The sequence below is a fragment of the Mucilaginibacter pineti genome (assembly GCF_900101875.1).
In the GTDB taxonomy this organism is placed as follows: Bacteria; Bacteroidota; Bacteroidia; order Sphingobacteriales; family Sphingobacteriaceae; genus Mucilaginibacter; species Mucilaginibacter pineti.
Window position 1 is genome coordinate 1 of record NZ_FNAI01000012.1, and the last position, 23620, is coordinate 23620.

Annotated in this window: 18 protein-coding genes; 8 read left to right on the forward strand and 10 right to left on the reverse strand. The window is 42.7% G+C overall.

Going from position 1 to position 23620, the window contains the following annotated elements; all coding sequences use genetic code 11:
- Window positions 1-81: 81 nt before the first annotated feature.
- The 6 genes from BLS59_RS22210 to spt all read right to left on the reverse strand — a co-directional run bounded on the left by BLS59_RS22210 (window position 82) and on the right by spt (window position 9059).
- The gene (locus BLS59_RS22210; RefSeq protein WP_091152714.1) at window positions 82-822 is read right to left on the reverse strand and encodes a CDP-alcohol phosphatidyltransferase family protein; all 741 of its coding nucleotides are present in this window, start codon (window positions 820-822) and stop codon (window positions 82-84) included.
- Between the two features lie 28 nt (window positions 823-850).
- Window positions 851-3415, reverse strand: a complete 2565-nt coding sequence (locus BLS59_RS22215) for a DUF5686 and carboxypeptidase-like regulatory domain-containing protein (RefSeq protein ID WP_091152716.1) — start codon at window positions 3413-3415, stop codon at window positions 851-853.
- Between the two features lie 706 nt (window positions 3416-4121).
- Window positions 4122-5444, reverse strand: coding sequence for an inositol-3-phosphate synthase (locus tag BLS59_RS22220; protein WP_091152718.1), 1323 nt, complete (start codon window positions 5442-5444; stop codon window positions 4122-4124).
- Window positions 5445-5655: 211 nt separating this feature from the next.
- On the reverse strand, window positions 5656-6645 hold the full coding sequence (locus BLS59_RS22225; RefSeq protein WP_091152720.1) for an NAD-dependent epimerase/dehydratase family protein: 990 nt from the start codon (window positions 6643-6645) through the stop codon (window positions 5656-5658).
- Complete coding sequence (locus BLS59_RS22230) at window positions 6642-7760, reverse strand: GNAT family N-acetyltransferase (RefSeq protein WP_091152722.1); 1119 nt, start codon at window positions 7758-7760, stop codon at window positions 6642-6644. The genes BLS59_RS22225 and BLS59_RS22230 overlap by 4 nt, the downstream gene beginning before the upstream one ends.
- Window positions 7761-7853: 93 nt before the next feature.
- A complete protein-coding gene (spt, locus tag BLS59_RS22235) occupies window positions 7854-9059 on the reverse strand; it encodes a serine palmitoyltransferase (protein WP_091152724.1) in 1206 nt (401 codons plus the stop codon).
- 366 nt (window positions 9060-9425) lie between these two features.
- Here spt and BLS59_RS22240 point away from each other — a divergent pair, with 366 nt between their 5' ends.
- The 4 genes from BLS59_RS22240 (at window position 9426) to BLS59_RS22255 (ending at window position 16255) form a co-directional block, all read left to right on the forward strand.
- Complete coding sequence (locus tag BLS59_RS22240) at window positions 9426-10778, forward strand: TolC family protein (RefSeq protein ID WP_091152726.1); 1353 nt, start codon at window positions 9426-9428, stop codon at window positions 10776-10778.
- 71 nt (window positions 10779-10849) lie between these two features.
- The gene (locus BLS59_RS22245) at window positions 10850-12025 is read left to right on the forward strand and encodes an efflux RND transporter periplasmic adaptor subunit (RefSeq protein WP_091152728.1); all 1176 of its coding nucleotides are present in this window, start codon (window positions 10850-10852) and stop codon (window positions 12023-12025) included.
- A 74-nt stretch (window positions 12026-12099) separates the two neighbouring features.
- Entirely contained in the window at window positions 12100-15273 is a 3174-nt protein-coding gene (locus tag BLS59_RS22250) for an efflux RND transporter permease subunit (protein WP_091152730.1), read from the forward strand.
- A gap of 409 nt (window positions 15274-15682) precedes the next feature.
- Window positions 15683-16255: a hypothetical protein gene (locus BLS59_RS22255; RefSeq protein WP_143014214.1), complete on the forward strand. Its 573-nt coding sequence runs from the start codon at window positions 15683-15685 to the stop codon at window positions 16253-16255.
- Between the two features lie 143 nt (window positions 16256-16398).
- Here the strand turns inward: BLS59_RS22255 and BLS59_RS22260 are convergent, their stop codons facing one another.
- Window positions 16399-17592 (reverse strand): pyridoxal phosphate-dependent aminotransferase, encoded by a 1194-nt coding sequence (locus tag BLS59_RS22260; protein ID WP_205411331.1) that lies wholly within the window; start codon window positions 17590-17592, stop codon window positions 16399-16401.
- A gap of 90 nt (window positions 17593-17682) precedes the next feature.
- On the opposite strand from BLS59_RS22260, the gene BLS59_RS22265 reads away from it, so the two are divergent.
- Genes BLS59_RS22265 through BLS59_RS22280 form a run of 4 tightly spaced genes read left to right on the forward strand, consistent with a single transcriptional unit; the run spans window position 17683 to window position 20986 of the window.
- Window positions 17683-18657, forward strand: a complete 975-nt coding sequence (locus tag BLS59_RS22265; protein WP_091152734.1) for a cation diffusion facilitator family transporter — start codon at window positions 17683-17685, stop codon at window positions 18655-18657.
- Window positions 18657-19100: an NUDIX domain-containing protein gene (locus tag BLS59_RS22270; RefSeq protein WP_091152736.1), complete on the forward strand. Its 444-nt coding sequence runs from the start codon at window positions 18657-18659 to the stop codon at window positions 19098-19100. Before BLS59_RS22265 ends, BLS59_RS22270 begins: the two co-directional genes overlap by 1 nt.
- Complete coding sequence (bioA, locus tag BLS59_RS22275; RefSeq protein WP_091152738.1) at window positions 19097-20362, forward strand: adenosylmethionine--8-amino-7-oxononanoate transaminase; 1266 nt, start codon at window positions 19097-19099, stop codon at window positions 20360-20362. Before BLS59_RS22270 ends, bioA begins: the two co-directional genes overlap by 4 nt.
- Before the next feature lie 3 nt (window positions 20363-20365).
- Window positions 20366-20986: a hypothetical protein gene (locus BLS59_RS22280; RefSeq protein WP_091152740.1), complete on the forward strand. Its 621-nt coding sequence runs from the start codon at window positions 20366-20368 to the stop codon at window positions 20984-20986.
- Between the two features lie 193 nt (window positions 20987-21179).
- On the opposite strand, the gene BLS59_RS22285 is transcribed toward BLS59_RS22280, so the two are convergent.
- From BLS59_RS22285 to BLS59_RS22295, 3 genes are all read right to left on the reverse strand, one after another.
- A complete protein-coding gene (locus tag BLS59_RS22285) occupies window positions 21180-21434 on the reverse strand; it encodes a type II toxin-antitoxin system RelE family toxin (protein WP_091152741.1) in 255 nt (84 codons plus the stop codon).
- The gene (locus BLS59_RS22290) at window positions 21434-21646 is read right to left on the reverse strand and encodes a hypothetical protein (protein WP_091152743.1); all 213 of its coding nucleotides are present in this window, start codon (window positions 21644-21646) and stop codon (window positions 21434-21436) included. Before BLS59_RS22290 ends, BLS59_RS22285 begins: the two co-directional genes overlap by 1 nt.
- Before the next feature lie 91 nt (window positions 21647-21737).
- A complete protein-coding gene (locus BLS59_RS22295) occupies window positions 21738-23615 on the reverse strand; it encodes an LTA synthase family protein (RefSeq protein WP_091152745.1) in 1878 nt (625 codons plus the stop codon).
- Between the last annotated feature and the right edge of the window lie 5 nt (window positions 23616-23620).

The following is a 23620-nucleotide window of genomic DNA, read 5'->3' on the forward strand; positions in this document are numbered from 1 at the left end:
CACCTCACACCTCACACCTCACACCTCACACCTCACACCTCACACCTCACACCTCACACCTCACACCTCACACCTCACACCTCACACCTCAGATTCTTCTTCCAGTTTCATTAGTGCTTTTTTAGCTTCCCTTAACCTGTTAAAAGCGGTTATATTGGTAAGCACGGCCAGTAGCACAATTGGTATGGTAAAAATGGATATTGTTTCAAATATGTGAAACTTAATGCCCGGTACAAACAATTTATAGTTACCGCCAAGGTATTGTGCAACAATACCACACAGCGCAGCACACAAGCCAATGGTAACCACACGCTCGGGGCGTTGCATAAGTCCGCCTTTAACTTCAACACCCAGGCCTTCTGCACGGGCCCTTACATAGCTTACCATCATGGAACCAATAAGCGCCACAAAGGCGGCTATCGAGCTCATAAAATAATGATGGGCAACCAGGTAATAGCAAATGCCTAAAAACATGATCAGTTCGCTGTAGCGGTCAAGTACCGAATCATACAGCGCGCCAAAGGTTGATTTCATGTTACCCAAACGGGCAACCTGCCCATCAAGCATATCAAACAAACCGGCAAATAAAATAAGACCGCCGGCCCAGCCTATATAGCTCAGATCGCCGCGCGCGCCAACTTCAGCACCTAAAATAAATATGGCTGCTACGCCAACATTAAGTACAAAGCCAATTGAGGTAACCGCGTTTGGGGTTAGGCCAATTTTTATCATCACCTTTACAAAAGGATCAATTACCTTGTAAATGCCCAGCTGAAGGCTGGTTCTTAACGAGGTAGGTGTGGTTGTGGTTTGCTGCTCCATGTTACTGTAATATCGCTAATCTGCAAAATTAAAAATCAAATTTAACCCTTGTACGGAAGCCCCAGCTTGCAACATCAGGGTGGTCTAAGTAGTTAAATCGTTTCACAAAATCAATTCGTATAAATTTAAAAATATTTTCGATACCAACACTACCCTCTACGTACGGTGTTTTACCAAGTGCGTAAGTGATCTGTTGTCCGTTGGCATCAACCGGAAATTGGTATAATGACGGATGAAGCGACGGATTGTTTTTATCGGTAACGCCGCCGTATAATGCTTTGATAGATGCAACCTCTCGCCATTTTAATTTTTTAAACAACGGTATTTTGTTGAATATAAAACCCATAAAGTGCTGATCTATTCTGATGCTTTCGTAATGATCGCTGGTAAACTCCAGGAAGTTCATAAGGTTATACGCATTTAAATCATACGCATAAGTTTGGTTGGCCTGGTGAATGGTTAACAAAGGAAACGGAACCTGACCAAACAGTTTACCTGCCGATACATTGATATCTGCATAGCCCAACTGCGATTCGTATAAACGTTTATCTATACGGGCATCCAGCCTTTGGTAATTGTATTCGCCGCCAAAAAAGTTTTTAACGCCCGCTGCAAAATCAAGCTCAAGCTGCGGATATTTGTTTGGGATAGGTACGCGGTAAAGCTTACCCTGGTAAAACTCCTCATGCGGTGCATAACGGATGCTTCCTGTAAGTTCGGTAGTGGTAAGGGTGTGTATGGAGTTTGGCAAGCCGTTCACTATATTATTGAAATATAATGATCCGGCAGGTTCCTGCGTCCATTTTTTGAACCCTCCGGCAAATGAAAGGTGATTGGCCAGTTCATGCACATAATCCAACCTGTAAAAATCATCATACAGGTATTTATCGCTCACACCGCGTTTAAACGACAGCAAGAAATTATCTTCCTGTACAAACTGCAGGCTCTGCCCCGGTATTTTAGTATCGTGCTGATAGCTGATCCTGAAATAGTCCTGCGGAAAGCGGTATACCGATTTATTGTTAAGCGAGTAAGTGGCGCTTAAAAAATATTTGGCACGTTCGTCCTTAAAGCCGTAGGCCGCATAGGTTTCAAAATAATAGCGCTTGCTGAGTTCTGCAGTGGTACGCCCACCCAGCCTCAATCTTAAACCTTCAACAGGGTTAAAGCTGTAAAAGGTACTTGCAGGGCCCATTTCAAACCAGCCAAAGCCTTTGTAACCGGCAAGCAACAGGGTAGCAATATCCATAGTACGCTTAAACGAAGGCATGTTCCTTAAGCTATCTACATTTTTATAAACTTTCGATTCGGCTGTTGACAGTGTATCCAAACGGTTTTGGTTCCAGAAAGCGTCGCTGCGGTGCTTTACCTCGTCAGATAGTTCAAACTCGGTAGGGGCGGAATATGTGGTATCTGGATGCGGCTTGTTAACTATGTAATTTTTATACGTTATGGTGCGCATACCAAACAACCCGCTCTTGGCATCTTTTTTAGATGCGCCAAAGTCGGCCAGGGTATTGCTGCGGCTCAGGTGGTAACGGCCATCGGGGTTTTGTTCAAACTCCAGGTCAACCCGTATCGAGCGTATAAAGTTAATGTTGATGTTTTTATTTACAGATAGCGTAGCTTTTTCAACAGCGTAGTTACCATCAAGCGTAATGTATATTTTACCTTCAAACAGTACATCATTGGTATTGCGGGGGGTAAAGCTCAGCTCAACCAGTTTTTTATTATTGGCATCGGTAACGGTGTCGCTGATGAAAAACTTGTAATAGTTTGGTGAATTGTCTGATATCGGGCTAAGGAACTGGCTGGTTATCAGGAATATGTTGTTATCGTAAATATTAACCTTGCTGTAAAGGTGTTTAAAGTACTGGGTAACACCCTCGTTATCAATAGAACCGCCAAAGTTTACACCTTTTTGGCCTAATACGGTTTCCCTGGTTTTCTCGGGGTTTTTGCGGTAATAGGTTTGGATGAGTTTTTCATCAAGGTAAAGCGGCAATAATGATTTACCGGGGATAAGCGAACTATCGCGGTTATCGAGGATGAATTTATATTTCCTGAAAAATTTTCTGTCGGAGAATTTGGCCGATACGTTACTTAACGAGAACATCATTTTATCGTATTCGCGATATTCTACATAATCATAAGCCTCGGGACGGTTCTTCTCTTTATTTTCTATAACCTTACGAATAAGCTCAACAGCCGGGTTATCTTTATTACGATATTTTGGCTTTTTGCCCGATTTTACCACAACCTCGTTGAGTTGTGTTGATGCCGGGAAAAGCTTAACGTTTATCACCTGCTCTTTACCCGGTATAACCGTTAAAAAAGCATCCTTATAACCCAGGAATGATATTTTGATTTGTTTGTAATTAGGATTGTTGGTAACCAAGCGGTATTTACCGTCGTTATCGGTAGGTACGCCATTGGTAGTGCCTGTAAATGCAACAACAACGTAAGGTAGGGTTTGCTTGTTTGTTGCATCAGTAACCGTACCGGTAACTACGGTAGTTTGTGCAAATAGCGAGGTAACAGAAAAAAAGAATATTGAGAAAAATAAACTTTTATAAAACTTTTTAAAATCCATGTACTTTAATGCAATTATGCAAATACAAACTTTTTGGGTTGATGATTATAGCTATTTACCATAAACTGCTGTTGTTAAAATTGATGTTTTAATTACCGGTTAATATTAAACAATTGTTACTGTTTTGCCCCGGTTTATTTAGTATCATCCTTAATTGTGCCGGTGTTTAAACACCTAAAAGCACATTGCACCTGCCGTAACCCTATTATTAACTCGTAAATGCGCTTCAAAGGTAGAAAAAATCCTTACAGACTAATGTGGTCAAAAAGTCAAATGTTGTGCGCGTTGAGTATAAAACAGGGCTGTTAAAATTATATTACGTTCAAATTATATTATTGTGCAAACGGTTGCGGCTTGTAAATATTATGCCGGCTTTTATTATCATTTAGCTAACTAAATACGTAAGGCTTTGTATTTTAGATGTAAATGCAGGCAGTATTATTAAATAGGGCATTTGTTAGCGAAAAGCGGGTTATAAGCAGGAGTGGAGTGGGTTTAATATTTAACAATAATTAACCTTTTAATATTTTTCTGTAGAGACGCATAATTGCGTCTCCAACCAGGCAGGGCAAATTTGCATATCTGATCTGCATGCGGGAGACGCAATTATGCGTCTCTACGAAAAATTAGAAACTCCCCTAAAAACAACAAGCCGTATATGGTTACCCACATACGGCTTGTTGTTTAATTGTGTTTGAAACGTGCTTTACACTTCGGCAAAAGCCTCTTCGTAATAGTCAAGTCCAAGGTGGGTGATCAAATCTTCGCCCATTAGGTAGCGTAGGGTATTTTCTAACTTAATAAGTTGTTTAAAGATGTCATTCTCAGGATGTAAACCTTCGGCAGTTTGCGGCGATTTAAGGTAGAATGATAACCACTCCTGGATACCGCTCATGCCCGATCTTTTAGCTAAGTCACTAAAGATGGCTAAATCCAAAGCGATAGGAGCAGCCAGGATAGAGTCGCGGCAAAGGAAGTTGATCTTGATTTGCATTTTGTAGCCTAACCAGCCAAAAATGTCGATGTTATCCCAGCTTTCTTTGTTATCGCCATGCGGCGGGTAGTAGTTAATACGAATCTTGTGGTAAATGTTACCGTACAATTCCGGGTTATCTTCTGGCTTAAAGATATCTTCAAGCACGCCTAATTTTGATACTTCTTTTGTTTTAAAGTTATCCGGATCATCAAGTACCAAACCATCGCGGTTACCCAAAATGTTGGTTGAGAACCAGCCGTGTACGCCCAATGAACGTGCAGCTAAACCTGGTGCCAAAATGGTTTTCATTAAGGTTTGCCCGGTTTTAAAATCTTTACCTGCAATTGGGGTTTTGGTTAATTTAGCCAGCTCGATCAATGCCGGGATATCAACTGTTAAGTTAGGCGCGCCATTTGAAAACGGTACACCTAATTTTAAAGCCGCGTAAGCGTATATCATGCTTGGCGCAATCAATTTATCATCATCAAGCAAAGCCTGCTCAAAAGCAGCCAGTGTTTGGTGAATAGCCGATGCTTCGTAATATATTTCTGTTGATCCGCACCATACCAATACAACGCGGTCAAGACCATTACTTTCTTTAAAGTTTTTAATGTCTTCCATTACCTGCTGGGCCAGCTCGTAACGGGTACCTGTTTTTACGTGTGTACCAGTAAGGTTTTTTGCGTAGTTTTTATCAAAAGCTGCTTTCATTGGCACAATAGCTTCCAATTCGGCTTTAACAGCGTTTAGTAAAGATGGCTCTAACACCTGTGCGTTTGATGCTGATTCATAAACGTTATCTGAAAAAACGTCCCAGCCACCAAAAACAATGTCATTTAAGTTTGCCAAAGGAACAAAGTCCTTAACCAATGGATGACGGTTTTCGGTTCTTTTTCCTAAACGGATGTGACCCATTTGAGTTAATGAGCCTATTGGCTGCGAGATGCCTTTTTTTACAGCTTCAACGCCGGCAATTAGTGTGGTGGCTACTGCGCCTAAACCCGGTATCAATATACCCAGTTTACCTTCAGCAGGAGTAATGTTGACTTTCATTGTATTTGTTTATTGTTTAAATATTGGGCTATTACCGTTATTAGTGTTAGCACCGGTTGTTGTGTTTGGTTAAATTTTTATTGTTAAATATTTTAGTGTTGAAAATAGCTAAGTATTTGATTTACAATTTACTTAATCGTTTTCGTAACTTTTTATTTTTGTGCTCTTATCGCTGTTTAATTAATTAAATTTTTTGTTGTTTAAACGGTGATTAAAGCCATTTATTGGCTTTGTACCATTTTAATGTTTCGGTTAATCCGGCTTTAAGGTTATATGACGGATAAAAACCAAGTTCGGCTTTTGCTTTTTCAATATCGCATGACCAGTTTACGGCCATCAGCTCATTTAGCTTCTCGGTATTTAGTACCGCTGCTTTGTTGCTCAAAGAACTAACTTTTTCTGCTACCGATGCTATTATTTTTACAAATATTACAGGCAAATGAAACTTGATGGTTTTGAGGCCTAAAATTTCTTTGGTTAAATCGCCCAGTTCGTACCTGCTGTAAAAGTTGCCGTCGCTAAGGTTATAAGCCTCGTTATTAGTGCTATGCAGCGCCTTTATAGCCGCTTTTGCCACATCTTTTACATATATAAAGCTTAGCTTTTGCTGTGCATCGCCAATATAGGGTTCGATACCGTTTTTTGCCAGCTGTTTAAAAAATATAAAGATGCCGGTATCACGAGGGCCATATATAGCCGTGGGGCGCAATATGGTATAATTTAAATTTTCAACTGTCCTTAACTGTTCTTCGGCCAGTAATTTACTGCGACCGTAGGCGGTTACAGGGTGAGGCCTGGTATTTTCGTTTATTAATCCGGTTAACGTTTCAAGCGGACCAATAGCTGCGAGGCTGCTGATAAGCACAAACTTTTTTAATTTGCTGCCTTCCCAAACCGCCGCCGAAGCCAGGTTACGGGTATGCGTAGCATTCACATAATTATACTCGGCCTGCGACCGTGCAGATACTATACCAGCCGCGTGGATGATATAATCGGGGTTAAGATCAATGAGTTGATCTTTTAACTCGGCAGGGTTCTTATAATCGAGTGTTATGAAGGTAATGTTCAGTTGCTTAAGGTGTTCTACCTTGCTGTTTTTACGTATGGCCGCATAAACCTCCAGGTTGTTGTGTAAAGCTTCTTCAATTAAATGATAGCCAGCAAAGCCGCTTGCACCGGTTATTAAAACCCGCTCCCTCATATTGCCCGTTGGTATAACCTGTATGTTTTATATGGATCGCCTTTGATGGCTTCGATGGCCCTGTTCACCATATCGTTGTTTTCCAAAGTCCAGCCGGCTTCGGCGTGTTTAAATCCTTTGGCTTTGTATTCTCTGATGATGGTACCGTATAAGCAGGCTTCGATACCCATTTTACGGTAACCGTCAATAACGCCCAGCGCATATATGCGGATGCTGGTGATACTCTTTTTGCCGAAAAGTAATTTGAATATACCGGTTGGCAATAGCCTGCCGCGTTTTATTTTCTGGAAGATCTCGTTGTAATTGGGCAATGCCAGGCCGAAAGCTACAATTTTCCCATCCTGCTCGGCAACCAGTGCAAAGTCAGGGTCCAGGATGAGTTTAAGATCCTTGGCCAGGTAGTCGAATTCCTCATCGGTTAAAGGTACAAAGCCGGTGTTACTGTCCCAGGCCGAGTTGTAAACCTCGCGCAGCTTGGCGGCTTCTTCCTTAAAGTTTTTAAGGTTTATTTTACGGATAACAATATTGTTGCGCTTCAACCGCTCCTCCAATGATTTTAACAGCCTTACGGATTTATCGTCATAAGCCTGCCCGTCCCAATGCCAGGCAATCAGGTCGATATCCTTGGTAAGCCCTGCGGCTTCAACAAGTTGCTCGTAGTATGGGGCATTATAGGTATCCATTAAAAACGGGGCGCTATCAAATCCTTTCACTAACAGGCCGCATGGCTCGTTGGTGCTAAAGTTTACCGGGCCCAGTAATTTACCTGTTACACCTTTTTGCTTAAGCCAGTTGGTAGCGGTTTCAAATAACAATGCCGATACTGCCGGATCATTAATGCAATCAAAAAAACCAAAGAAACCGTCGTTAACCTTATTATAGGTGTTGTGTGCGTTGTTAAGGATAGCGGCAATACGACCAACAACCTTATCACCATCATAGGCTAAAAACGGTTGTACCGTGTTGTGTTTATGAAATGGGTGCTTTGTTAACAGATCTCGCTGGGCTATAAAAAGTTCGGGAACGTAGTTTGGGTCGCCGTCATACAAATCATGCGGAAAATCAATAAATGAAGCCAATTCTTTTTTAGAATTAACTGTTACAATTTTTATCATGAGTAGTAGCTGTTTGAGCAAAAAGCGGAAAGCTTAAAGCAGAAAGCCAAAGTATGGCTGCTTTAAGCTTTCCGCTTTAGGCTTTCTGCTTATTTAAATTTTTTCTTTAATAGAAGTAACACCTACTTCTTTAAATACTTTAGCCAATTTATCAACAGCTTCGTCAATTTGTTCGAAGGTGTGTGTGGCCATTAGTGAGAAACGCAGTAAAGATGAATCTGAAGGTACAGCCGGAGAAACAACCGGGTTTACAAATATACCTGCAGCCTGCAGTTGTTTGGTTACCAGGAATGTTTTTTCGTTATCACGTACATAAATAGGCAATATCGGGCTTTCGGTAGGGCCAAGGTCAAAACCTTCGTCAAGTAAAAGTTTCATGGCGTAGTGGGTGTTATCCCAAAGTTTCTGCATCCTTTCGGGTTCAGATTCCATGATCTCCAAGGCAGAAAGTACGCTGGCTACAGAGCCCGGCGTCATGCTGGCGCTAAACATTAGTGAGCGGCCGCGATGTTTAATGTAATCAACCGTATCCTTATCGGCAGCAATAAAACCACCTAAAGATGCCAGCGATTTACTGAAGGTACCCATAATAAGGTCAACATCATCTGTAAGGCCAAAGTGCGAGGCAGTACCTGCACCTTTGTTACCAATTACACCAAGACTGTGCGCGTCATCAATCATGATGTTTGCACCATATTGGTCTGCCAGCTCAACAATCTGCGGCAGTTTAACAATATCACCTTCCATGCTAAAGATACCATCAACAGCAATAACTTTTACAGCTTCTTCTGGCAACAGGGCCAGTTTGCGCTGCAGGTCATCCATGTCATTGTGGGCATATTTCAATACTTTCGAAAACGAAAGCCTGCTGCCATCAATGATACAGGCATGATCATACTCATCTAAAATAAGATAATCATTACGACCTGTTATGCATGAAAGTACACCAAGGTTTACCTGGTAACCAGTGCTGAATAAAACGGCAGCCTCCTTGCCAACATATTCGGCAAGTCTGTTCTCTAACTCAATGTGTATATCAAGTGTACCATTTAAAAATCGTGACCCGGCACATCCTGTGCCGTATTTGTCAATAGCCTTTTTTGAAGCCTCTTTGATCTTAGGGTGATTAGTTAAGCCTAAATATGAATTAGACCCAAACATCAACACTCTTTTACCATCTATTAATACTTCAGTGTCCTGAGCAGACTCAATCGGCCTGAAATAAGGATACAATCCCTTTTCCCGTAGCATATTTGCGACCTGGAACTCGGCGATCTTCCCATGTAGTTTTTTAACCATGTATTAACTCTGCTTAAATTTTTTGTAAAAATACCATGAATAAGCATAAAACTTATATGGTGAACGTAAATTTTTTTTAAAAATGCTTATTAGGTACTTAAATCAATGAGTAGCCAACATTATTCACTCGGCAAATTAATTAATTTTTTTATTTATTTCGCATCACAATTTTTCATTTTTTTGTAAAAACCCTAAAAACACCGCTTTTTGTCGGGTTTATATAAAATTTACGTAAAATTCTTGTGGTTGATTTCTATTTGCTTATATTAATCACATATTCGCACTCCCCCGGTGCAAATCAACTCAAACTATTGCGTTACTTTTTTGTAACTTGAGTTGGATATCACTGACATCTTATATCTCCGTATGAAAAAACAAAGGTACCTCTCCGTTCTTATTGTAGTCGGCTTAACATTAATTTTACATTCGCCAATTTGGGCGCAAACAGGGGTTGACAGCCTTGGCGGTCCCATCACGCTTAAACAAGCCGTGGAGTATGCGCTGCGGAATCAGCCCGCTGCAAGGCAGGCCTCGCTTGATGAACAGATCAACGAGCGCGACATTAAAATAGGGCTTTCATCATGGCTGCCACAGCTTAATTCATCGGGTCTGTACAATTATTATTTTAAAGGTACGCCCCAGGCAGGTGCATCTGGCGCCAACATTCCGTCAGGTGCGGGCAGTATTCGTAACCTGTCTACCCTGGGGTTAACGGCATCGCAGGTGTTATATAATAATGATGTACTGCTGGCCTCAAAAACTTCAAAATACTCGCGCCAGTATTACAAGGAAAATACGCAGAGCGTTCAGATAGATGTAGTATCAGACGTGAGCAAGGCCTTTTTTGATGTGCTGCTGTCGCAAAAACAGTTGAACATTACCAACGAGGATATTACCCGTTTACAGCGCAGTTTAAAAGATGCCTTTAATAAATACCAGGCGGGCGTATCTGATAAAACAGATTATAAACAGGCTACTATAGCCCTTAATAATTCAATAGCGGCGCGTAAACAAACCGAAGAAGCGATAAAAGCTAAAACTGCCTACCTAAAACAAATAATGGGGGTTGATGGATCAAAACCGCTGGAGTTGTCTTACGATTCTACCCGGTACGAGCAGGAGGCTTATATTGATACCAACCAAAGGCTTGATGTAAATAATCGTATTGAATACCGTTTGCTGCAAACCAATAAAGTGCTGCGCAACATCAACGTTAATTATTATAAGTACGGATTTTTGCCATCTATATCGGCAGTAGGTAGTTATAACGCGGCTTTTTTTAGTCATGATTTTTCAAATCTGTATGATAAATCATATCCAACGGGTTACGCGGGTATCACACTTAGCTTACCTATATTTCAGGGTACGCGCCGCCTGCAAAATTTAAGCAAGGCCAGGTTACAGGTTGAACGTATTGACCTCGATATTCAAAATACACAAAACAGCATCAACACCGAATACGTACAAGCCTTAGCAAGCTATAAAAGCAATTACACTACTTACCAGCTCATTCGCGAAAATGTTGATCTGGCAAAAGATGTATATAAAGTAGTAAGCCTGCAATACCGCGAAGGTGTTAAAACCTATCTGGATGTTATCATAGCACAATCTGACCTGCGCACGGCCGAGCTTAACTATTATAACTCGCTGTTTCAGCTGCTGTCCAGCAGGATAGATCTGCAACGGGCATTGGGTACATTACCGGTTGTAATGCAGTAAGAACACCTTATAATATATAGTAACAAACAGCAACATCACTCCAAATAAACATAAACGAACAAATCACTATAATGAAGAACAGATATATATATTGGGTAGCCCCCGCGGCATTATTAACATGGGCATCATGTGGTAAGTCTCAAAAACAAAATGCCCCCGCACCGCCAACCCCGGTTAGCATTGCACAGGCAAAAGTAGCCGATGCGGCTTATTACGACAGTTACCAGGGCGTAGTAGTTTCCATAAACACGGTTGAACTGCGCAGCCAGGTGCCGGGTTTTGTAACAGGCATATTTTTTAAAGAGGGTGATGTTGTGCAAAAGGGAAAAGTGCTTTACGAAATTGATAAGCGTAAATACGTAGCCGCCTATCAGCAGGCGCAAGCCAATGTATTAAGCGCACAGGCTAACCTGGTAAAGGCCCAAAAAGATGTTGACCGTTATAATATGCTGTTAAAGAACGATGCGATTGCCCGCCAAACGGTGGATCAGGCAACAGCGGCATATGAAACCAGCAAAAGCGCCGTGGCGGTTGCCAAAGCGGGTGTTGAATCGGCCCGTACCGATCTTTCCTTTGCTACCATTACCGCGCCGTTCACTGGCCGGATAGGGATCTCGCAGGTGAGGCTGGGTACACAGGTAACTGCCGGTACTACGCTTATGAATACCATATCTGCCGAGCACCCGATTGGTGTGGATGTAGTTATAAACGAGCAGGACATTAACCGTTTTTATGCACTGCAAAAAGCCAGTACCGATACTACCTTTAAACTGCAACTGCCTGATGGCAGCACTTATAACAAGGCCGGTAAGGTATTAGCTGTTGATCGCGGTGTAAGCAGCGGAACAGGAAGTATCAAAGTAAGGATCCAGTTTCCTAATGAGCAGGATGTACTTAAAGATGGTATGAGCTGCGTTTTACAGGTCCTTAATGATCAATCTGGCAGCAGGGTGCAAATTCCTAATAAAGCCGTAACCGAGCAAATGGGCGAATTTTTTGTTTTCGTAACAAGGGATACCACCGTTAAGGATACAGCAGCCGATAAAACTGTAAAAGACAGGCAGGATACGATTGCTAAACAAACTAAAGTGAAGCTTGGCCCACGCGTTAACACCAGTATTGTAGTAATGGATGGTATTAAGGCCGGCGACAAGGTGGTGACCGATGGTTTCCAGCGTTTGCGCGATGGCGGCCGCATCACATTAGGTTCAGGTGCCCCGCCGGCAGGAGCTGCCCCTAAAAAGTAATACTATTAAATAAGAGAGAGATTTAAGCGAGTGGCAGGGGTTAAGTCCCCTGCAAAACTTAATATACAGAAAGAATGATCGCAGATACTTTTATAAAACGACCGGTTACCGCCATAGTTATCTCAGTAGTGATAGTTATTGTTGGTATTTTGTCAATGACCAGTTTACCAATAGGGCAGTACCCGGATATTACGCCGCCAACAGTATCTGTTACGGGTACCTATACGGGTGCCGATGCACTAACGGTTGAGCAAACGGTGGCCACCCCTGTAGAGGTACAGGTGAACGGTGTACCCGGCATGACCTATTTGCAAAGTAACAGCAGCAGCAACGGCCAAATGAGTATGACCGTTAACTTTGATGTTGGTACAGATATTAATATAGCCGCCCTTGATGTGCAAAACCGTGTGGGGATTGCACTGCCTACCTTACCGCAGGAAGTACAGCGTTTGGGTATGGTGGTACGTAAACGTAACCCAAGTATTTTAATGCTGGTTGCCATGTTTTCGCCAAAGGGCAGCCATGATGTAACCTTTACAGATAACTACACCAACGTATTTATTAAGGATGCGATACTGCGTACCAAAGGCGTGGGTGATGTGGTAACCCGTGCCGATGACTTTAGTATGCGTATCTGGCTTAACCCGGATAAACTGGCGTCGTTAGGTATGTCTGCCGGTGATGTTACCGCGGCCCTGGCCGAGCAAAATGCGCAGGTAGCCCCCGGTACCGTTGGTGCTACGCCGCAACAAACAGCACAAACTTTTGAGTACTCTGTACTGGTAAAAGGCCGTTTAAGCAAGCCCGAGGAATTTGGTAACGTAATTATTAAAACCGTACCAAGCACCGGCGCTATTGTGCATTTGAAAGATGTTGCCCGTATTGAACTGGGTAAGTTCAACTATTCCGGTAATTCATTTGTTGATGGTAAAAGGGCATCATACCTGCTGGTTTACCAGGCACCAAACAGTAACTCGCTTGAAACTGCCGAGAATGTTTACGCCACTATGGATGAGCTTAAGAAAAGCTTCCCTGCCGATATTGATTATGTAGTGCCTTTTGAAGCCGTAACCGTAGTAAAGGTATCTGTTAGCGAGGTGGTAGAAACACTGGTGATAGCCTTAATACTGGTTATTATTGTAGTGTTCCTGTTTCTGCAAAACTGGCGTTCAACCCTTATCCCGGTATTGGCTATTCCTGTATCCATTATAGGTACGTTCATATTTTTTATACCGCTGCACTTTACCATTAACACACTTACACTGTTTGGTTTTGTACTGGCGATAGGTATTGTGGTGGATGATGCCATTGTGGTGGTGGAAGCCGTTCAGCATTATATGGATGAAGAGGGCATGAGCCCTAAGGATGCTACACAGCATGCCATGAACGATATCTCGGCCCCGGTAATTGCCATCGCCTTAATTTTGGCGGCGGTGTTTGTACCGGTAGGTTTTGTGCCGGGTATAGTAGGCCGGCTTTACCAGCAGTTTGCGATCACCATAGCTATCTCGGTATTGATCTCGGCCTTTGTGGCGCTTTCATTAACGCCTGCTTTGTGTACCATTTTGCTTCGTCCGCATAAGATTGATGAAAAATCAACGGGGCTTAATAAGTTCTTCTTTAAGTTTAATGAGTGGTTTACCAGGATAACCGGCAGATACCGTAATACGGTTGATAAAGGGATCAAGAATTCAAAATACATAGTTATTATACTGGTTTGTATCATAGCGGGTACCATTATCTTATTCGGCAGAAAACCATCTGGCTTTATTCCGCTGGAGGATGATGGTCGTGTGTATATCACCTATGACCTTCCCGAAGCATCATCAACCGTACGTACTGTTGATGTGCTGCACCAGATGATGAAAACACTGGACAGCGTACCCGAGATTGCGCATTACGCGGCATTGGGTGGTTTAAATGCCATCAGCTTTGCAAGTAAGGCCAATAGTGCAACCATGTTTGTGCAGCTTAAACCCTGGGACGAGCGTAAAGAAAAATCGCAGCAGATAACCGCCCTCGTGGGTAAGTTAAATGCAAAATTAGCCAGGTTTAAAGAGGCCAACGTAATTGTTATTCAACCGCCTGCTATACCGGGTTTGGGTAGCACCGGTGGTTTCTCTTTCATATTAGAAGAAAAAGAAGCAGGCGGCGATATCAAGGTATTTGAAAAAACGCTGCGCAACTTTGTGGGAGCAATTAACAAACGCCCCGAAATTGCAAGGGCTTTTACCTTCTTTACCGCAAGTACACCTGCATATCAGCTTACTATTGATAGGGAGAAGGCCAAGAAACTGGGTGTATCCATAGCAGATATTAACAGTGCGCTGCAAACCTACATGGGTAGTACCTATATTAACGACTTTACCATCTACGGTCGAAACTTTAGGGTAGTGGCCCAGGCCGATACCTCGTTCCGGAGTAATATCACCAATATAGGGCAGTATTTTGTGCGTAACCAGTTTGGTACTATGGTGCCGTTGAGTACGCTTACCTCCTACAAGGTAATTGAAAACTCGCCGCTTATTGCGCATTATAACCTGTTCCGCTCGGCCGAAATAAACGGTAGTACCAAACCGGGCTACAGTAGCGGCGACGCAATAACCGCTTTGAAAGAGGTAGCAGCAAAATCACTGCCGCAGGGTTTTGGGTACGAGTTTTCGGGCTTAAGTCGTGAGGAATTATTGTCGGGCTCAAAAACCATTTACATTTTCGCCCTTTCAATAGGCTTTGTGTTCTTGTTTTTGGCCGCGTTGTATGAAAGCTGGTCGGTGCCGTTCTCGGTATTGCTGGCGGTACCGCTTGGGGCGTTCGGGGCTATTCTGTTCCTGAGCTTCTGGCCCGATTTAACCAACAACGTTTACGCACAAATTGGTTTGATAACGTTGATAGGTTTGGCGGCGAAGAACGCTATTTTGATAGTGGAATTTGCCAAGGAACGTGTGGATGCCGGTATGAACCTCGAAAAAGCCACGCTGGAAGCCGTAAGGCTGCGTTTAAGGCCAATCATCATGACCTCGATGGCCTTTATATTGGGTGTTGTGCCGCTTATGATAGCATCAGGTGCAGGTGCCGAAGCCAGGAAAACCATCGGCTGGACAGTATTTGGCGGGATGCTTACCGCAACATCGCTGGCTATATTTATAGTGCCGGTGCTGTATTACATCATTACCAAATTTGCATACGGTAAAGAAAAACTGGAAGAGCTGGAAAAGAATTACAAGCATGATCCTAAACATGATCATTAATTAATAAAGTAATTTAAATGTTAAAAAGAGCGGCTATGCCGCTCTTTTTTTGTTTTGGCAAGGTTTCGGTGCTGTTAAATGTTGGGTGTTTTAATCAGAATTTAACCTAAATAGCACAAAAGTCAGGAATAGACTACACTTTTTAAGAGTGGTACTATACACTTTTTTCGTTTTTATTTAGCAGGTGCCAATGTTTGAACAGTTGCCCTAATCGGTGTATTTTACCTGTAAAAACCTGCTGATAATCAGTAATAAAGCCTTCAATCTGTCGAAAGTAATTGTTGATATAGTTAAATACAGCTTAGTCATGCCAATATCATAAGCTTTTTTTATTGGCACGCTGGCAAAGTATTTGTTAAGATGGTGTTAATACAATGAAAATTGTAGAGTTATACTAAAAAACACAACTATGAAAACAATGACAAAAATGATAGCCGGAGCTTTTACAGCTGCAGCTATATTTATCGGAACAAATGTTAATGCACAAACTACCCCCGCAAACACTATACGTTTTGGTGTAGGTTTAGAAGTTGGCGCGCCAACAGGTAACGCACATGATGTATCAAATTTTGAATTAGGTGGTACAGCACGTTTGCAATACGGTGTAAGCAATGATTTGGCGTTAACATTAACTTCGGGTTATTACAATTTCTTTGGTAAAACCGTTTCATCATCTGTAACTACCCCAACAGGTACATCTACCGTTTCGTTTAAAGGCAGATCATTAGGTATGATTCCTGTTAAAGCCGGTATCAAGGCATTTGTTGGTAGCGGATTTTATTTCTCTGGTGAAGTAGGTGCCGGTTTTGAAGTTCACCCAATTGTTGAAGGTGGTCAAAAAGACACAAAATTAATTCTTTCTCCAGGTGTAGGTTATGCAACTAAATCATGGGATGTAGGTGTACGTTATGAAAACTATTCTGGACAGAGCAATAACTACGGTCTTGTAGGCTTACGTTTAGCTTACGGATTTGGTTTGTAAGCATCGTTACTAAACCAATAATAGCAAAGCCCCTCGTTGTGATAACGGGGGGCTTTGTTTGTTTTTAGGGAATTTGTCTGAACCTCGATTAAGCAGATCTATCAGATTTTTTTGATTTCATCTGCACATCTGTAATCTGCACATTAAGATAGTTTAGCCAGCGCTTCTTTGATCCTTCTTACAGCTTCAATCAGCTTATCCTCCGCAGCGGCGTATGATAAACGGATAGAAGTAGGATCGCCGAATGAATCGCCGCCTACGGTTGCTACATGGGCTTCTTCCAGTAAAAATATGCTCAGCTCGTCAGAATCGTTAATGGTTTTGCCATTGTAGCTTTTGCCGAAGAACGAGGTAACATTAGGGAAAAAGTAAAACGCGCCATCGGGCAGGTTAACCTGCAGACCATCAATCTCACTTAATAATTTGTATACAATGTCGCGACGTTTTTTAAAGGCTTTGCGCATTTCAAGTACGGTTTCTAAACCGCCCTCGTAAGCAGCAACACCTGCGCGCTGGGTGATAGAACAAGTACCAGAGGTAATTTGTCCCTGCATTTTATCGCAGGCGGTGGCAATTTCCTTGCTGCTTGCGGTGTAGCCAATTCTCCATCCGGTCATGGCAAAAGCTTTTGACCATCCGTTAATGATCACTACACGATCTTTAATATAATCAAACTGGGCAATTGATTCATGTTTGTCAATATAATTGATGTGCTCATAAATTTCATCGCTCAGGATATAAACATGCGGATTCTTTTCAAATACTTTAGCCAAACCTTCCAGCTCATCCTTACTGTAAACACTACCTGTAGGGTTACATGGCGATGAAAACATGAACAGCTTGGTTTTTGGCGTAATAGCGGCTTCTAATTGTGCAGGGGTAATTTTAAAGTTTTGCTCAACGGTAGTATTTATAAATACGCTCACACCTTCGGCAAGCTTCACTACTTCGCTGTATGATACCCAGTACGGGGTAGGGATAATCACTTCTTCGCCCGGATTAACTAAACAAAGCACGGCATTGGCAATAGCCTGCTTGGCACCTGTAGAAACCACAATGTCAGTTGGTTCGTAATCCAGGCCGTTCTCAGTCTTTAGCTTATTAACCACGGCCTTACGCAGGTCGGGATAGCCGGCTACGGGGGTATAATAGGTCATGTTTTTATCCATGGCCTGCTTCGCGGCCTCCTTTATGTGCTCGGGAGTATGAAAGTCAGGCTCGCCAAAGCTCAGGCTGATCACGTCAACACCTTTTGCGGCAAGTTCGCGGCCCATTTTGGCCATCTTAATCGTTGCAGATTCGGACAGGTTATTTATCCGGTTACTTAATGCGCTCATATAAATTATGTTATCGCGGCAAATATAGAAAATAAGTTTACTGCTACTTACGCTTGTTATTTATAAATTTGCGGCCTAATACAGATTGCTTTGAATCAACAAAAAAGGATCATATTAATTTCGCTGGTAACGGGTATAGTGCTGATGATAGCGAAGTTTGGGGCATACTTCTTAACCGCATCCAATTTTGTACTAACCGATGCCGCCGAAAGCATTGTAAATGTAATAGCAAGTTCCTTCGCGTTCTTCAGTATTTACCTTTCATCGCTCCCACGGGATGAAAATCACCCTTATGGCCACGGAAAGATCGAATACTTTTCTGTTTTTATCGAAGGCTCCCTCATTGGTATTGCGGGTGTTATGATCATCGTGAAATCTATCTACAGCCTGTTTAATCCAAATAGCATCCATGACCTGTTTACCGGTGCTGCTATCATTGGCGTAACCGGGGCTATAAACGGTGCGCTTGGTTATTATATGATAAAAAAGGGCAAGTCGATCCCATCCATTACCCTTGAAGCCGATGGCCACCACCTGCTGGCCGATATGGTGACCAGCGGCGGACTTGTTATAGGATTGTTGCTGATACAATTTACAAAAATATTATGGCTGGATAGCGCCTTATCGATAGCCGTTGGTATATATATATTATATAGCAGCTATAAACTGGTACGCAGATCTGTAGGGGGATTGATGGATGAGGCCGATTTTTTGGTGGTGAACGATGTGATTAAAGTATTAGGCGATAAACGCAGGGAGTCATGGATAGATGTGCATAACCTTCGCGCCCAAAAATATGGTAACGAACTGCATATAGATTGCCACATGACGCTGCCCAGCTACTTTGATCTGAATACGGTACATACCGAAATTTCGTTAGTTGATAAGATGATAAATAGCGAGGTGGGCATAAAAACCGAACTTTTTATACATGCCGACCCATGCCTGCCCAATTGTTGCCACTATTGCAGTATGCCCAATTGCCCCATCCGCAGCGAGGCACAAACAGAAACCATTCCCTGGACGTTGGATAAAGTTGTACGTAATAAAAAACACTTTGAGTAATGGCTGAGTATTTTAACGTACGTGTATATGGCTTGCTGATAAACGAGCAAAATGAGGTGCTGGTGAGCGACGAACAGGAGTACGGCAACCGTTTTATAAAATTCCCTGGCGGCGGCCTGGAAATAGGCGAGGGGTTGATTGACGGCCTTAAACGCGAGTTTGTGGAAGAGTGCGAGATGGAGGTTGAAATAAACGGTCATTTTTATACTACCGATTTTTTCGTGCGGTCGGCCTTTAACAACTCGCAGATTATCAGTGTATACTATAAAGTAAAAAATATAACACCAATAAATTTCGCCATAAAAACTGTTGAATATGATTTTGACGGTGAAGGCGATGTGCTGCAGGCTTTCAGGTGGGTTAAAATAAGCGAGCTATTTCCGGATAACGTAACCTTCCCTACAGATAAGCGTGTGGTTGAATTATTAAGAGCAGAACTATGAGTTTAACAGAACGTGACCTTAAAGTTATATGGCATCCATACACCCAAATGAAAACGGCCGCCCCACCCATCCCCATAGTACGGGGCGAGGGCACTTGTTTGTATGATGAGGATGGCAAAAAATATATTGATGCGGTATCGTCTTGGTGGGTAAATATCCACGGGCATGCCCACCCTTACATAGCCCACAAGGTAGCCGCGCAATTGCAGCAATTGGAGCATGTAATATTTGCAGGTTTTACCCACCAGGGCGCGGTTGAACTGGCCGAGCGGCTGCTGGCAATTTTACCAAACAATCAGCAAAAGGCTTTTTACAGCGATAACGGATCTACCGCTATTGAGGTGGCTATAAAAATGTGCCTTCAATACTGGCTCAACAAAGGCGATCAGCGTACAAAAATAATAGCCTTCAACAACGCCTATCACGGCGATACCTTTGGCGCCATGGCCGTAAGCGGCCGCAGCGCCTTCACAAAAGCGTTTGATAGCTTATTGTTCGAGGTAGAATTTATAGACACCCCAAACGAGAATAACATCCAGAATCTCAAATCTCAAATCTCAGATCTCAAATCTCAAACGGCTTGCTTTATATTCGAGCCATTGGTGCAGGGATCAGGCGGGATGCTGATGTACGAGGCCAAATATCTGAACGAGCTAATGGCGCATTGCAGGCAGGAAAACGTGCTGATGATTGACGATGAGGTGTTTACCGGTTTCGGCCGCACAGGCAAGCGTTTTGCCTGCGATCATGTGACTGTTCAGCCCGATATTATGTGTTTCTCCAAAGGGCTCACCGGCGGTACAATGGCGCTGGGACTTACCACCTGCACGCAGCATATTTATGATGCCTTCCTGTCTGATGATAAGCTGAAAACGCTTTTCCACGGGCATTCCTTTACGGCCAATCCAATAGCATGCGCATCGGCACTGGCCAGTATGGATTTGTTTATGGAACCCGCCACTATGGCCAACATACAGCGGATCGAAGCCAAACACGAGCAATTTGCTGCTAAAATACAGCATCACCCTAAAATAAAGGCCGTAAGGCAAACCGGCACCATACTGGCAATGGAATGGCAAACCGGCGATGATACTTCATACTTTAGTTCGCTGCGCGATAAATTGTACCAGTACTTTTTGGCCGAAGGCATAATTTTACGGCCATTGGGTAACATTATTTACATTTTACCCCCATATTGCATTACTAATGACGAACTGGCCTATGTTTACAGCAAAATTGAGCAGGCCCTTACAGAGATATAAACTATGCAGTTAAATACCATACTACCGCAAATAATTGCCGATAACGAATTGCACTCGCGCTGGTTAAACACGCTGTCGCTGATGGAAAACACCGGGGCGCGTAAAATATCCGCCAGTGAAGATCCGCTAACGGTTACCTATATTATCCTGAAACATGCTGCCGAAGAGCATCGCCACGCTTTTTATCTGAAAAAACAGCTGGAAAAAACCGGTGTGGAGCTGCCAACTTACGCCGCCGAATACCTGCTGGCTCCCGGCTCAAGTAAATATTATTTAAATCAACTGGATATTGACGTTTGCCGTTACCTGAAAGCTGATCTGTCCTTAACAGGTGCCGAACTGCGCTTTGCGGCCTACCTACTGGTAACCTATGCCATTGAAGTACGTGCCGATGAACTTTACCCAATTTACCAGGACGCGCTTGACGAAGCCGGCAGTAAAGTGAACGTAAAATCAATCATCCTCGAAGAAGAAGGCCACCTGGAAGAAATGCTCAATCAGCTCCATAAATTCTCACCCGACTGGGAACGCCACGCCAACAAGGCCGTTGAGTTTGAAACGAGGTTGTTTAATATGTGGGTGGAGCAATTAGACGCTTCTTTGAATTCAAAAGTTAAAATTTAAAATATGGGATGTGCAGGTTGTCTGAACCTGGATTAAACAGATTAAAGGATTTTTAGGATTTGTTTTTTTCAACCTGTCATTCTGAGGAACGAAGAATCTGTTAGGCGATACATGGTCTGTGAATAGATCCTTCGTTCCTCAGGATGACAAACTATTTAAATAGAAATCTTATAAATTCGCTAAGGAATTAAGATCACTCATAGATATTCTTCCTGTGGCCGAGGTCGATCACATCTATTAAAAGAATATCATCAAAAATATTGTAAATGATACGATAGTCTGCAACACGGATGCGGTAACCATCGCGACCCTTTAATTTAATATATTCCTGTGGGCGGGGATTCTCTGCTAAAGCCAGAATTGCAGTTTTAACGTTTGAGTAATAAGGCTCGTTAATGGTTTCTAATACCTTGATCGCCCTTTTTTTAATAGTAACCCGATAAGCCATTACTTTTTAAGGTGACGTTTTTCTTCAATCATTTTAAAAGCCTCATCTATTGGGATGGATGGTTCTTTATCACCTTGGGCATCATCATATAACCTTATATCTTCCAGTTCTTCTAACTCATCCATAATGCTGTTAAATTCATTAATAGGAAGTACTACAGATAATTTCTTACCTGCGTTATCGGTAATATATTGAGGAGTTACTGTAAGCATATACAAATTTAAGCTAATAGCAGCCCATTTGCAAATAGGATAATAAAAGGGAAAGAGATCAATTTAATCCTGTAAAATCCTTAAATCGTGCTTAATACCCCATATACTCCGTATACACCTGCTGTAAAAAGGCTTTGCCGTTCATGAGTGATTTCTCGGTATCCTTTGGATCGGCATTTTTGTTACTGCGGTAGATGATGCGGCGGCCTGAGTTGTCGTAGGAAACTGTTTGCTGCGGCATCATAAAACCAAAGCCATTATCCCAGTTAAAAAATGCAAAGTCGGCAACGTTGGGGTTAAGCAGGTCCTTCGACCATTTAAACTCCTGGTGCGGTAAATTAAGCTGACTTAACAGGGTAGCGGCGATATCTGTTTGGCCGCCCATTTTACTGATCCTTTTACCACGATACACGGGTTTTACAACATCGCCAAAAAACAACAGCGGAATATGGTATTTAGCCGGACTATATGCCCCTGCGTTATTGTGCGGCAAGCGGTGCCCGTGGTCGGCCACTAAAATAAAAAGGGTGTTCTTGTACCAGTCTTGCTTTTTGGCCTGCTCAAAGTAGGCGTTAAGGCATGAGTCGGTAAAGTAAGCGGTACTTCTGAACTTATTGGCTGCATCGCCATCGGTATCTTCTGGGAAATGCGCTTTTACGGGCAGCACAAATGGCTCGTGATTGGTAGAGGTTTCCAGGTAGGTAAAGAATGGTTGTTTTTGCTGCTGCGCGTATTGCAGGTGCTTGGCAAAAAGTACATCGTCATAAACGCCCCATTGGGTTTTTACCTGGCTTTTATCAAAGCTGTATTCGTCGGTTATCTGATCAATATGGTGGCTTTTCATAAAAACATTAAAGTCCATATAACTACTTTTACCGCCGTAAAAATAACTGGTAGGGTAGCCCGCGCCTTTTAAAATAGTGGCTATGGCGGGTAGTTTCTTCTGCTTTGTGGTATCTGAAACTATGGTGCGGATAGCCTGAGAGGGGAAGCCGCTCATGATAGATATGATGCCTTTGTCGGTACGATCGGCGGATGAATATATATTATCGAAGAGCAGGCCGTTTTTTATAAACTTTTCAAAGTTTGGGGCTACACCTTTATCGCCGCCGAGCGATTCAATAACATCCGCTGTATAGCTTTCCATCTGGATGATCACCACGTTGGGGCGAGTGGTAGTCAGTATCCGAAGCGATTCATCATTGGGTATCTTGTAGGCATCCTGCACCAGTTTAATAGCCTGACCCGGCGGCATAAACAGGTAAGGGTTATAAGGCGTGCGCAGGTTTTCGACGATGTTATTAAACAGGTTCCACTCGGTATTAAGTGCCGATTGGTTCAGGATCTCGATATCGGAAAAATAGGCGGAGTTTTGGTTTACCGGTTCGGTTTGCAGGCCGCCACGCATCAATATCAAATTACAAAACAGTAGTATAATAATGTAAAACGCCTTGAATTTGGGTTCAAGTACCGGCTTTTTAAAATCGAAATTGATAATGTACCGGGCAAGTATAACGCCCGATGCAATGAGTGCCAAACAAATCAGCACGCACCGGCCAACCGGCGACGAGCCCGAAGAAGCCATAGCTTCTGACGGGGCATGGTATAACGATGTGAAAACCCTGAAGGTAACCTTAGTACCCCACTCACGAAAAATATTGAAATTTAAAGAGGTATCTAAAGAGATGAGGAACAGGCAAAACCAAACGTACACCTTTAAAAATATAGGTTTGATAGTTAATGACGGAAACCACCAGCCAATAACAAAAACCAACAAAGGCAGGGCACTGATGTAAGCCGCCGCCGAAGCATCAAGCCGTAAACCATAGTAAAAGGTTTGCATAATTTCGCCAAAACTTGCGGCGCCAAGCTTAAGCCAAAAGTACAATTCAAATGTTGCCCTGGTGATGGCGAAAAACACCAGCCAGAAAACAAAGAATCTGATAAAACTAAAAAGGTTTCTTAACATAAAGG